This window comes from Alishewanella tabrizica, from assembly GCF_014652375.1.
Classification (GTDB): domain Bacteria; phylum Pseudomonadota; class Gammaproteobacteria; order Enterobacterales; family Alteromonadaceae; genus Alishewanella; species Alishewanella tabrizica.
Map to the genome: position 1 here is coordinate 198,594 of NZ_BMYR01000001.1, position 12,938 is coordinate 211,531.

9 protein-coding genes are annotated in these 12,938 nt (G+C 46.4%); 1 reads left to right on the forward strand and 8 read right to left on the reverse strand.

All coding sequences use genetic code 11. The features are described 5' to 3' along the window. Positions 1-60 precede the first annotated feature (60 nt). The 6 genes from IE070_RS00915 to IE070_RS00940 form a co-directional block, all read right to left on the reverse strand. Positions 61-831 carry a MotA/TolQ/ExbB proton channel family protein gene (locus IE070_RS00915; RefSeq protein ID WP_189479518.1) on the reverse strand — a complete coding sequence of 257 codons (771 nt, stop codon included), beginning with the start codon at positions 829-831 and terminating at the stop codon, positions 61-63. Positions 832-982: 151 nt separating this feature from the next. Next, a complete protein-coding gene (locus IE070_RS00920) occupies positions 983-2,977 on the reverse strand; it encodes an SUMF1/EgtB/PvdO family nonheme iron enzyme (RefSeq protein ID WP_229796880.1) in 1,995 nt (664 codons plus the stop codon). A 12-nt stretch (positions 2,978-2,989) separates the two neighbouring features. Next, complete coding sequence (locus IE070_RS00925; RefSeq protein ID WP_189479520.1) at positions 2,990-4,489, reverse strand: tetratricopeptide repeat protein; 1,500 nt, start codon at positions 4,487-4,489, stop codon at positions 2,990-2,992. A 25-nt stretch (positions 4,490-4,514) separates the two neighbouring features. Then, on the reverse strand, positions 4,515-5,819 hold the full coding sequence (locus IE070_RS00930; RefSeq protein WP_229796881.1) for a hypothetical protein: 1,305 nt from the start codon (positions 5,817-5,819) through the stop codon (positions 4,515-4,517). 27 nt (positions 5,820-5,846) lie between these two features. Next, positions 5,847-6,521: a hypothetical protein gene (locus tag IE070_RS00935; protein WP_189479522.1), complete on the reverse strand. Its 675-nt coding sequence runs from the start codon at positions 6,519-6,521 to the stop codon at positions 5,847-5,849. Positions 6,522-6,590: 69 nt separating this feature from the next. Next, positions 6,591-8,672 carry a bifunctional 2',3'-cyclic-nucleotide 2'-phosphodiesterase/3'-nucleotidase gene (locus tag IE070_RS00940; RefSeq protein ID WP_229796882.1) on the reverse strand — a complete coding sequence of 694 codons (2,082 nt, stop codon included), beginning with the start codon at positions 8,670-8,672 and terminating at the stop codon, positions 6,591-6,593. Between the two features lie 103 nt (positions 8,673-8,775). Between IE070_RS00940 and IE070_RS00945 the strand changes: the two genes are divergently transcribed. Then, positions 8,776-9,657: a LysR family transcriptional regulator gene (locus IE070_RS00945; protein ID WP_189479524.1), complete on the forward strand. Its 882-nt coding sequence runs from the start codon at positions 8,776-8,778 to the stop codon at positions 9,655-9,657. Positions 9,658-9,659: 2 nt separating this feature from the next. Here the strand turns inward: IE070_RS00945 and IE070_RS00950 are convergent, their stop codons facing one another. Both IE070_RS00950 and IE070_RS00955 read right to left on the reverse strand, forming a co-directional pair. After that, positions 9,660-11,585 (reverse strand): methyl-accepting chemotaxis protein, encoded by a 1,926-nt coding sequence (locus tag IE070_RS00950; RefSeq protein WP_189479526.1) that lies wholly within the window; start codon positions 11,583-11,585, stop codon positions 9,660-9,662. A 287-nt stretch (positions 11,586-11,872) separates the two neighbouring features. Beyond that, positions 11,873-12,874, reverse strand: coding sequence for a Kelch repeat-containing protein (locus IE070_RS00955; protein WP_189479527.1), 1,002 nt, complete (start codon positions 12,872-12,874; stop codon positions 11,873-11,875). Positions 12,875-12,938: the final 64 nt, after the last annotated feature.

Below are 12,938 nucleotides of genomic sequence, written 5' to 3' on the forward strand. Positions count from 1 at the left end.
TCTTCGGGGCGCCGTCTTAGTCTCATCGTTGTGATCTCATAACCTTCGCTCAGTTATGTATCAGTTGTGTAGGTGAGCAAGTAAATGCTTTTCACACGATTGCTGCGTATTAAGTACCATCGTATCTTGACGGCTGGTCAGTAGATGCATAAAAAACATCAGGATCAACGAAATAAACAACGCCACTAAGGTTGAATTAAAAGCTACGCCCAACGAGGCTGTCATGCCAGCAATGTCGCCAGCCAAGGCTTGATCAGCCTGTGCCAAGGCCTGACCAATACCCCGAACAGTGCCCACAAAACCGATACTTGGAATGGCCCAAATAATATAGCGGATCATGTTATTGCCACTTTCTAACTGTGCCGCAACATTATCAACCGAGGAAGCAATAGCATCGGCTGCGTGTTGTACATTTTGGGTGTTTTTGAAACGACGGATACAGTTTATCCACGTCGCCATAGCAGGGTTTTCGCGATAACTAGAGGACTCTAAATCAGACAATGCTTGCGCAACATCTAAAGGTTGGCTTTTGTCATACTCTTTTAAAAAATCACGGGTATAAAGTGTTTCTTCTTCCACTAAACGCCACAATTTATAGCCCATTAAAAATAAGCAGAAAAATAACAGCGAGAAACAAATCTGCTGTTCCATATCTTTTAAGATCACCCAAATCGAAAATAAGCTACTGCTGCCGGCTGCAGCGACAACCACACTGGCTGCAGGACGGATCAGCCCCTCGTAAACAAGGTGTACCACCGTAAAGCTTGCTAGCAGCACCAGCAAACTCGTCAGCAAATTGGGATTCATGGTAGCGCTAGTCGCTTTATTCATTGGCAGGTCCTACCGTTAAATACTAATGGGGAAATCTTGGGGAGCATCTAATGACACAAAGTAGGCGGTGGCTGAACCGGCTAGCGTTAATAACAGCACAGCCAGGAGTAGTTTTCGTTTTGACATCGTTAAGGCTCCTTTAACAACAGTTCTATTCATAACGCGCAATACGAAAGCCAATATCGTCAGCAGGCGCATTGCCTTCTGCTCGGATACTTGCTCGTAATTCTTTTAAACGGCCGGATTTAAAGGATGCACCTTTAACAACATGGCTTTGTCCATTCTGTGCTGGTCCAACGTAATCTTGCTGTACGTCGGTGGTATTGGGCACGCTGAGTGTGTAGCTATCGTGTACCCATTCCCGCACATTGCCATCTAAATCAAAAAACCCTGCGCGCTCCGCTTTAAAGCTGCCCACGGGCGCTTTACCCGCAAAACCATCTTGGTAATCTCGAAAGAAGAATGGCTGTTGCCCTTGTAACGCGGAATCGGCAAAATTACCTTGTTGCGTTCGTAACCGCTCTTCGTTGCCCCAAACATAGGTGGTGCGCGCGGCACGTCGATTGTGCTTGGCGATAAATTCCCACTCCGCTTCGGTTAATAAACGGTAGCCTGTACTGTTGGCACGGATCCCATTTACACGGTTACCCTGCACGGTGTAAAATGGTTCTAACCCCTCTTGCTCGCTTAGCCAATTGCAGAATTTAACCGCATCAAGCCAGGAAACCTGGGTAACAGGTAATGTCGATGCAGAGCTACCTCCTTGAAAAGCGGCATACTGCGCCTCCGTAATTTCGTGAGCTGACACCAAAATATTACGGCTAAAACTGACGGGAATCGCATGCTCATTTCGGCCACGATCGGTCTCGTTTGGCGGAGATCCCATCGTAAACGGCTTAGGCTGTACCGCAATAAATTGGATGCCTATGCTAGCGGAGAATAACGCTTGTCCCTCAGCCCGACGCGCAGCAAATTCGGTTTTCAATTCAGCACGCACCCGTTGTGCTTGCCGTGCGCTTGGTGTCACGGTGCGCTGCACAGTCCGATAGCCGGCTTTTCGAAACTCTACTTGCTGTGCTATCGACGGTAGCGATAACGTTATGGGTGTTTGTCCCTGCCGTTGCCCATTGATCCATACCTCGGCGACTTCGTTACTGCTAAACTGTACTTCCCCAAACTCAGCCGTTAACGCAAAGGTAAGGGTTTGCTGCTGCCCAGCGTTGAGCTGAACACGCTGACTTTGTGAAAGGTAGCCGGCTTTTTCATAGCGTAATGTATGGGCTTTACCAGCCTCTACACGCACCGTTTGCTGCGTGGTTGGCGTAACAGGTTGACCGTTAACCAATAAAATACCATCGCTAGGACTGAGTTGCAGCTGTAGGGTAGCCTGCTCGGGGCGTAAAAAGTAATCACGTTGCTGTAGTGGTTGCTGATAGCTCAGTGTAATGGTTTCGGTTACAGGCTCATAACCGGCAAGCGTAATGGTAACGGCATAGGCGCCACCCGATTGTGATAACGTAAGTGGTGTTTGCCCTACCGATGCGCCATTTACACTGATCAGCGCACCTGATGGACGAGAGCTTAACTGCAATTGCCCCGCGACAGGTGTTAAAGAAAGCGTTTGTTGGATCGCATCGCCAGCGAGCAGCGATACGCTGACACTGTTCGGCTGATAAAACGGATGTTCGGCAGTAATCTCATAACGACCAGGTGCAAAAGGCGCCTGAAAGCGCGCCGCTTGTGCGATTAATTGGCCATTAACATGCCAATTTATGTCATCCAGCGTGGGGGCGGTAACGAAATCTACACTCGCGGGCATAGGATCTAACGTCACACTGATCTGACTATCTTGTGTGGCCACTACAGTCAGCGTTTTTGCTGCATATTTGTGGGCACTGATCCGTATTTGCGCCTCTGCACCCAGCAAATAAAACGTATTATCAATAAAAAAGCCAGCGCCTTGTTCTACTGAGAATTGCTGACTTGTTGCGGCCTCCGCAGGTAATACCTGTACCGTAAACCCTTTTAACAAAAATAACCACGCAAGATAACCGCACAAGACGATTGATAATACGCTGGCGGAACCCAGCACCACCCACTTACGCTTGCGTTGTTCCGCATAAATAGCTTCATCAATACGATTCACTGCATACTCCTGTTAAATGCGTACTTTACAGTGCACAGCAACATCAATGGGGGCATTATCAGCGTGTACCGCAACGGTAACAATTTCCGTTCGATAGCCTTTACACACCCCTTCAAACTGATAGGTGCCAGGCGCTAGCTGCAGTGTTTTCTCTTTTACTTCACCCACATTCCCCACCCCTAACACGCGAATCGTCGTGCGATTATCACTGGTAATTCTCACGGCAACAGGCTGCTGCTTTATAGTAAGCTGTGCATGTAACTGTGTTTGAAGCGTCGCTAATTTGGCACTGTACGGGTTAAGCGCATCGGCTTCAGTGATGGCTTGCGCGGCTAATTGCTGAATATTGCTGTCGGTTAAACGTTCGGGTTGGCGTAAAAATCGCGCCAGTTTTTCTGATACCGCAGCAATCTGCTCTGCTACTTGGCGCGCCTGCTGTAACTCGGGATGATCGGGGGCGACGCTTAACGCTTTATTCGCTAATAACAACACGGTGGGCCATTCGTCGGCGGCACGAAATACATTAATCTGTTCTAATGCCGATTGCACCACCTCTTGTTGTTCCGCGCGCGCAAGCTGTTGCTGTATCTCTTGTAGCTCAGGGCGATTAGGCGCAATCCCCTTTGCCACCGTTAACGCTTGGCGAGCATCGGCATAGCGTTGATTCTCTATTGCTGTTATGGCTTGGGTTAAAGCACGTTGAAAAGCCTGTTGCTGCGAAGCGCCTTTTAAACTCGCTAAACGCGCTTGAGCATGTGCATCGGCTGCATCAAGTTGGCTGATCTGTGTCAGTAGCGTTTGCTGCTTAGCGGTATTATTTTCTAACTCGGCTACTCGAACTTGCTCCCATAATACTTGTACGTCTGCCGCAACCGCTAAACGTTGTTGTAACTGTACTGCGGGGGGATACTGTGGATGAATAGCGAGTGTACGATTGTTGTGAATAGTGGCTTGAGCAAGATCAGCTTGTGCAAATGCCTGCATGGCCGCAGAGTGTGCTTGCTGATAAGCTGCATGAAAGGCATCGATATGAGCTTGAGCCTGCTGTTGAATTACCGGCAGTAGTGCTGCCGTCTCAGCATACTTTTGCTGCCCATACCATTGATAAGCTTGCTGCATGTCGGTCTGTAGTTGAAAAACCGTTGCCTGCTGCCACGCATTGAGTAAGGGATCTGCCACTAAGGCGTTTACTTGGTTATTTGTCTCTGATAACAGCTGCTGTAAACGACTACGATCTTCTGCAGAAAACGGCGTTGACTCTCCCCCTAGCGCGCCAGTGGGTGCGGCTGAAAGTGTCACACCTGTGGGCGCGGCTGAAATAACACCTGTTGACGCAGCTGGAAATGGCGTAACAGGCGCGACTTCATGCGTAGAAGATGCAGGTAACATGAGGACCACGCCCCAGGCTAACCCTATCGCGAATACAACACCTGTACTGATGCCGGCGTAACGAAACCAACGCGATTTTTGAGCCCGTTGTTCTCCCTGTATTTGTTCATCTAACGTGGTCACGTGCTATTCCTTGCCTTGAGCAGCATTACAATTGTGTGTCGGGTGTCGCTTCTAACTGATATATCTCAAGCAAACGTTGCCTAAGTTGAGTATATTGCTCGCTGGCAGTACCCTTCAATTCAATGGTTTGATCATTTAACTCAACGACTTGCGGCGTGACTTTAATATCCAGATTTTGTCCCATTTCACTTAACACATCACGCTGCGCGCTGACTTGACGATTCGTTTCAATCGCTTTTGACAAACTGTATACGGCGGTTGCGCCAGCAGCTATGGCCCCAATTTCACCTGCGGTAGAATTGGAGTTTTTTGCTAACATAATACCCAGCACGGCACCGCCAGCCGCAACTAATTGCTGCGTAGCACGTTCTGCTTTCTTACGGCGGATATCTGCGGCAATCGGCAAGGTTTCACGTTGATATTTCAAATAAGCATCGTGTGTTTGGGCATAAAACGCTTCGTAGCTGTCTTGTAATTGATCGACAAATTGCTCATCTTTATTTTGTAGTAACTGCACACGTTGCAGCATGGGATCTTGAGGTGATGGCGTACCGGTTAATTGAAATACCGTTTGGCGCGAGGTGATCCCTTTGCGTTTGTTCACTAAATAGCGCGAAAACGCCTCAGGACTATACATGGCGGCATAACGTACATCCGATACCTGTTGAATGGCTTTTTTCTCAGCATCAGATTTTTTAATCAGTAAATCATATATATAAGCTGCAATATCATTAAAGATAGGGGCATAGGGGTTTTGATCTTTACGAAATGCGTCGCGGTAAAAAGCTTCTCCTACCTGATGCTCAAAGGTTTTTTCGCCCCAAACATCATTGGTCGCGTCCATTACACGTACGCTAATTTTCACCGTTTCAGTATCAGAGTAATTGATTTTACCCAACACATAAACATCTGCAGAAGCAGAGGCATCGGGGGTAATGTTAATGGCACCAAAGGCTTTGGTTGCGGCCAAGGCTTTTTTAGTATCGATCGCGAAACGATTGGCTTCGAGTCGACGTACTTGCGGCCAAATATCTTGTTCAGCGACTTTTTTATCATCAATATTGCCACGAGCATCTAGCGGAATACCGGGGTCAAAGACAGGGATCGCCACATCCAAAAAAATCGAAGAATTATAATTAAATTGCCGCTTTACCGTGCCAAGTTCTGGTGTTTTTGTGGGACCAGCTATTGCAGGCCCAACCGAGCTGACATTGGTTTGTGTGCTTTGACAACCACTCAATAGCAAAACGGATAAGGTGAGGCTAGTGATTAACCAATGCTTTGCTAACACAACACCCTGAAAAATGTTTATCTTACTCAGTATACTCATGGCTCTGTTATCACCTTATCTCTGCAGTTACGAACAGCCGTATTGCGTCATTAACGCTTTAAAATGTGTTTTTTCACTTTCCGTTGTTGCACCAGCCAAACCTTGTTTTACGGTATCACACACGGCGGATGTGCCCGACTTACTCTGGCCCTTTTGCGTATTAGTCGAGGGCGTCGAGGGCATATGTTGTGCGCCAGAAGATATTTCAGGTGCCTCGCTGTTCGCTGCTGCGACCCCCTCTGTTGTAGCAGCGCTTGGCGCATCTCCCTGTGCTGCCGCACCCAAAGCACCAAGACGCTCTGCGTTACTCGTCACGGCTTGCTCCATACACCTATCACTGCGATTAAGATTGTCTGCGAAATCTTGATCCATCTTTTGCACTAATTCGGCTTTAGTGAGTTCGCGGCCATCAATATCTTTAAAGTCAATGAGGCTACAATCGCTAAAAGCCGCGCGTTGATTTGGTGCACTATTAAGTGTACTTGTTGTACTTGGTGAACTTGGCGCACCTATTGTACTGGGCGTACCGCCTGATGCTGCGGTTGAGGTTGCTGCAGTAGGCGGCGGGACTATAGAAGGCTGTGCACAAGCCGGGAGTGTTATACAATATAACAGAGTACTGAACACCCACACATGAGGGCGATGTTTTGGCATGGCATACCCTAATCGCGCAACTAAATTACGCTGCTGAATGTTTATCATGATGCCTCCTGCAACAGCCAATGTGTGCTTATCTTAGAGAATTTTCAAACGTTTATCCAGCAGCAAAATTTACTGTAAATCAATGCGATATTCTGCAAAACCGGTCGGTAACGTTTTAATTTTTGTCATGGGCCTAAATTGTTGTGTTTTTACAAAATGATCGGCGATCTCTGAGTCTTGTGTTTGAAAACGAATGTCTAACGTCACTGGGCTTTGTAATGGTAATAAACGCCAATTGTGATCAGCCGCTGGCTGAACTGCCGCCAGGTAACGCTGAGTTGCGCTATCAAATTTGGACTGTGCTGTAATGTAATTAACCAACACTTCCCGATTGGTATCCGGTGTTTCTAAAATAACCTTATGGCTGCCAGTCCCCGCAAATAGCCCCGTAAAAGCACGATAGTTATTGGTGGCAACAATAAACGCTTGTGCAGCAAAGGCGTCGCCAGTTAAACGCTTACCAGTAGCATCAATATAACTTAGGTTGACAATACGGGACGCATTCGCATCTTCAAGCTCACAGCGGCCATTAAATTTTGCGGGTTGGCTTACATCAATCTGATACTCAATACCGTTGATCACATCAAAGTTGTAGGTGGCATGTGCCGTATTAATAAGTTGTTGCGGTGCAGAGCTAGTAATATCAATACGATTAAACTGGTTGGCAGCACATTCTAACCAATCTTTAATTTCTGCGCCTGTTGCCTTAACTGCCACTAGGGTATTGGGGTACTGATATAAATCAGCCGCATTTCGAAAACTCAGCTCGCCTTTTGCAACCTGCACATACTGCTGGGCATCGTTACTGCTATTGCGTCGACCGCCCGCTTTAAAGGGCGCCGCTGCAGATAAAACCGGTAGATGCAGCCATTCAGTAGGTAAAAGACTTTTCACCCGTGCTTGCTGGGCATCGGCAACAATTTGTACCGTAGGATCATCTTGGATTTGCGCTAAAAAACTGTACATATCACTCGCAGCATACCCGATGGGGCGCTGCATAAAGTCGATAGTACCCTGATGGCCCGCAGTAACCGCTTTTACCACTGCTGAATCTGCCGTCACCAATGCCTGCTGTGTAGTATGATCAAACACGGGTAACGCTTTAGCAGTGGCCGCGATAACCTGCCAACCTGAAGCACTAGGGCTTAACGTTAAATCCACAACACCCAAGTGATCGCCCCAGCGTCCTGGGATGACGGTAGGCACGCCATTAATTAAGCCTGTCGAGATATCGGTATTAGGCAAGTGTTGATAACGGGCATCTGGAAATAACGAATGACTGTGACCAGAAAGCACCGCGTTGACATCGGGCAACAGCGTTAAGGCATAGGCAAGTTGTTCAGCCTGTGGATCAGGTGTATCAGTCGCTTGTCCTAAGCCGGAATGCGCCAACACAATGATAACGTCAGCACCTTCAGCTTTCATTTTCGGGATCATTTGCTGCGCGCTAGTTAAGATACTCTCAACCCGAATTTTTCCAGCTAAGTGCTGCTTGTCCCATTGCATCACTTGCGGCGGCACAAATCCGATATAACCCACATTTATGTGCTGCGTTTCACCAGCAGTGTCGAGTACAGCCTTTTTCTGAATAAGGTAAGGTGGATAAAGATGATCGCCATTGAACACCCCTTCGCGGCATTGCTCAGCAGCACAATACACATTCGCACTGATATAGGGAAAATTAGCACCTGCAAGCGTTTGATACATAAAGTCTAAGCCAAAGTTAAACTCATGATTGCCCAAGGTGGCTACATCATAATTTAGTACATTCATTGCTTGCATGACCGGATGAATCTCGCCTGCGGCTAATCCTTTAAAAGCGACATAATCACCAAGCGGGCTACCTTGAATTAAATCGCCGTTATCTACTAGCACACTGTTAGGAACCTCGGCTCGCGCGGCGGCAATAAGACTGGCAGTGCGGGCTAATCCCAACGTCGCATCGGTATTTCCGGTATAGTAATTGTAATCCATGATATTGGCATGAAGATCAGTGGTTTCTAATACCCTTAAGTGCACCACAGGCTGTGGTTCTTGCTCTGTCTTAAGTTCGGTAAGCTGACTGTGGTTGGCTTTTGAACATCCCAGCAGGCTCATCGTTAGCAAAACAGACAGCGTGGCAGGGCTGAAGGAAGTATGGCGTCTTAACATCTTGGTCCGCTCTTAATAGATTGCCTTGACAAAAGGTACAGGCTTAACGAAAAGTGCAGTATAAACGATAATACTGAAACATAAATATGAGTGTTTAACCACTATGCTAGAAAAAATGCATCTGAGTATTTTGCGTGAAATTGCCCGCCAAGGTTCGCTCACCGCAGCTGCGGAGCAGCTTAACTTATCCCAATCTGCGCTTAGCCATAGCATTAAAAAATTAGAGCATGTATTAGCGTTAGCGCTGTGGGTAAAGGATGGCCGGAATATTAAATTGACCGCCGCAGGTGAGTATTTGTTGGGGCAGGCAAATCGAATTTTGCCGCAATTTGAACGCGTAGAAGAAACCTTAAAGCAATTTGCTGCCAATGAGCGAGGTACGTTGCATATTGGCATGGAATGCCATCCCTGTTATCAGTGGCTATTACGTGTCGTTAATCCGTTTTTAGCCACCTCACCGGGTGTAGATATTGATGTAAAGCAACAATTTCAATTTGGCGGAATGGCCGCCCTATTCAATTACGATATTGATATTCTGATCACACCGGATCCGATCCAAAAAGACAGTATTCACTTTGAGCCGGTGTTTCCATACGAACAAGTGCTTATCGTTAGCCAACACAGCAAACTCAGCACGGTTGCACAGCTCACCCCCCAACAGTTAAATGATCAAACCCTATTTACCTATCCAGTTGATCTGGCCAGATTAGACATTTTTCAGCAGTTTTTATTACCCGCGCAATGCTTACCACAAAAACATAAAACGCTAGAAGACACCGATATTATTCTGCAAATGGTAGCAGCCAATCGTGGCGTGGCTGCTATGCCAAAATGGTTAGCGCTGGAATACGCAAAAACGCTGCCCATCGTCGCCATTAGGCTTGGTAACGACGGGATCCACAAGCATATTCACGTGGGTTACCGCAAACACGAGCAGCACAATAAACATATCGAAACCTTTATTGCGCTGGCTAAAAATCTTTAAAACTACTGAACTTTATACTTTGCAAGCTGCTGATTTAACTGCGCGGCTAACTGATTTAAGCTAACAGCGGCTTCTGCTGTATTGCTGGCTAAGTCAGCGCTTTGCAAGCTAGTGTTTCTTACTTGTTCTAAGTTACGAGCGATGTCAGCTGACACCTGACGCTGCTCTGACGCGGCGGCAGAGATCTGGCTATTAATGTCTAATAAGCTTTGCATGGCTTGCGTAACGCTACTTAATGCTTGGCCTGCAGCTTGTGCAGCTACTAAGTTCTCACTTGCGCTTTGCATATTGTGTTGCATCAGTTGCGATGCATCACGACCATTAGTTTGAATACGTGAAATCATATTACGAATTTCACCGGTTGAGTGCTGCGTTTTACTCGCCAGTAACCTAACTTCATCGGCTACCACGGCAAAACCGCGACCTTGCTCGCCGGCTCGGGCCGCTTCAATGGCGGCATTTAATGCTAATAAATTGGTTTGATCAGCAATTTCATTAATAACGGTAAGGACTTTAGCAATATCTTCACCTGCTGCCGCTAAACTGCTCACCACTTTACCGGCTTCTTGTAACGAATTGGCCTGTGATTGCGCGTTATTTATGGTTTTCTGTAAGCTCGTCACCGCCAAATTAACTTGTTGATGTGTACTGTTTACCATCTGCTCTGCGGTAGCAACGTTACCCGAGACTTCCTCAGCAGAATGGCTAAGTTCATAAGTCGCTGTTGCAATTTGCTCGGTTTGCGATTTTTGCGCTTGTGCAGAACTCAAGGCATTTTCGGCTAAATGCGACAATCCAACTGAGGCTTCAGAGACTGAACTTGCCGAGGTTTTACTATTGACAACGGTTTGTTGTATGCGGTCTAACAAACGGTTAAACCCCTCCGCCATTTGCGAAAATTCTTTGCTCGATGCATCACGGCTAAAACGCATCGTTAAATCACCTTCGCTACCTGACAAGCTTTCAACAGCGTTAATGTAGCCTCGTAAAGGTTTGATCATTAAGCTACGAATAAACCAGACCAACGCAAGCAACAACAAAATGCCTTGTACAATTACTAACAACAACTCTTGCCACAGTGTTTGCCATACCATAGCACTAACATCACTCTGATAATAAGCCGTTACAACCTCATAACCCCAAGGGGTAAACGCATTTACGCGTACTTCCCAATCAGCCTGTTGCTCACTCAAGATCGCTTCAATATCACTGGTGCTGACATGGTCTGAATGCAAACGTATACTGCCTTTGCCATCACGTAATGCCACAAAACCTTGTTCAAGAATACGGGTTTTGCCAATCACATTCGCCAATGCAGCTAAATCTGCCGAATACCCTACATACCAAATACCGATAATTTGATTGTCTTGCCTGATAGGCTCGTAACCTGTGATAAAAGGGCGTCCTAAAATATCGACTTGGCCATAAAAAGCATTGCCCTGCGCAATGGCTTTTATCGCTGCACCATCGGGTGCTAACAAGGTGCCTGTAGCCCGTTTCCCGGCATTCTGCACATTAGTAGATATACGCACATAATCATTGCCTCGACGGCTAAATACGGTAGCCGTGCCGCCCAAAATAGCGGTAACGTCGTCAACCAACGTGAACTCATTGGCAAGACTCGAATCACCCAATTGGATGTTCGCTACCGTTTGCTCGCCTACTTGCACCATATCACCGAGCTGCGGTTCACCAAGCATCGCAGCTTTTGTTTGGAGTAAACGCATACTGCCTTGCACGCGTTCAGCCATAATGCTATCGGTTACTTGCAATAGGCTAAGCAACTGTTCACTAACATTATTCATTTCAACATCAACTTGCTTATTTACCCGGTCATAACTTTTTATGCTTGCTACCGTGACAGTGATTGCAGCAATAACGAATACCAGTAAAAGTAAAGCCCAAAATAGTTTGCGACTGAGGCTCATTGCGTTACTCCAAAATGACCTAATTAATTACAAATTGTAATAAAAATATGGATAATGTTATCGAGAGTAAGAGTAAATGATTATGTAATTATCTGTTTTTTATGTTTTTATGCTATTACTGAATGTTGTGTCATTACGTTATGAATATAGCACATGCTAAAAAAGAGGATAGTGTTTAACGCGCTTTTTTGTCTCATTTGTCGCAAAAAACGAATTTAAAAAGAAGCTATCCTGTGTAATTAACATGGTGTAATCGCTAAGTACACAGGTAGCCGTTACTCTTTTACCTAAGGAGTAAGCACTATTTTCTCTAACACCTTTGAAGTTGCTTTCAAACCAACTTCTGTCGCACCACCTAGTACATAAATTGCGTTATTAAATGTTATTGCACCTAGGCCATGTCTGGGGATTGGCATAGTACCCTGTTGTTGCCATTGGTTTTGCAAAGGCTGATAAACCCAAACCTCTGCATAGACGCCCCCGTTGTCAGTAAAGTATTCACCGCCTAAAACCCAAATCTGTCCCATAAGCGCCGCTGCCGCTAAACCTCCCTGTGCTTGAGGGAGATCGGCCATGGCTTGCCATTGCTGTATTACCGCATCAAAACGCATCACGTGTGCTAAATTTGCGCCACCCACTTGTCTGCCACCGATAACATACCATTGCGCATCCAAGACCACCGCCGCAGCACTGTTAAAGGCCATTGGTAACGGCGGTGCTTCCATGGTTTTTAATGTTTTAGGATCAAAAATCCAATGCCAATTCACATCTTGCTGATCACGCCATTGCGCATTGGCTTCGCCACTAGGTGAACGACCTGCAGCAAAATGTACCTTGTCGTTAATCACGCCAATAGTGGTTTCTGTTAACGGCTTGGGCAGTACCGCAACAGTAATCCACTGTTGTTGCTGCTCGTCTAAACGCAAAATATCAGCACTGGCGCGCCAACGTCCATCTGCCGTTTTTACAAAACCGCCAAATAAAAAAAGTTGCTGCTGCACCGAGACTAAATAGGCGTGGTGTCTGGGCTCAGGTAAATTAGGCCCCCATGACCAGTGCTGCGTTTGCAGATCAAAAATTTGTACCTTGGCGCTCATTTGTTGTTCAGCCATTGAAATACTGTCGCTAAGTCCGCCAGCGACATAAATTTTTCCATTGTGTAGCGCGGGGTAAATTTCTTGTGCGGGTTCAAGCATAGGAGGCAATGTTTGCCACGCAGGTGTAGCTTGTGTGAAGGGACTACAAATCAAACACCAACACAAAACCAGCCATAAATTATAATTTCGCATATCAGAACACCAACTGAGTTTAAAAAAGGTGAATGTACTTAAAACTAAACTGTATGAAACAGCA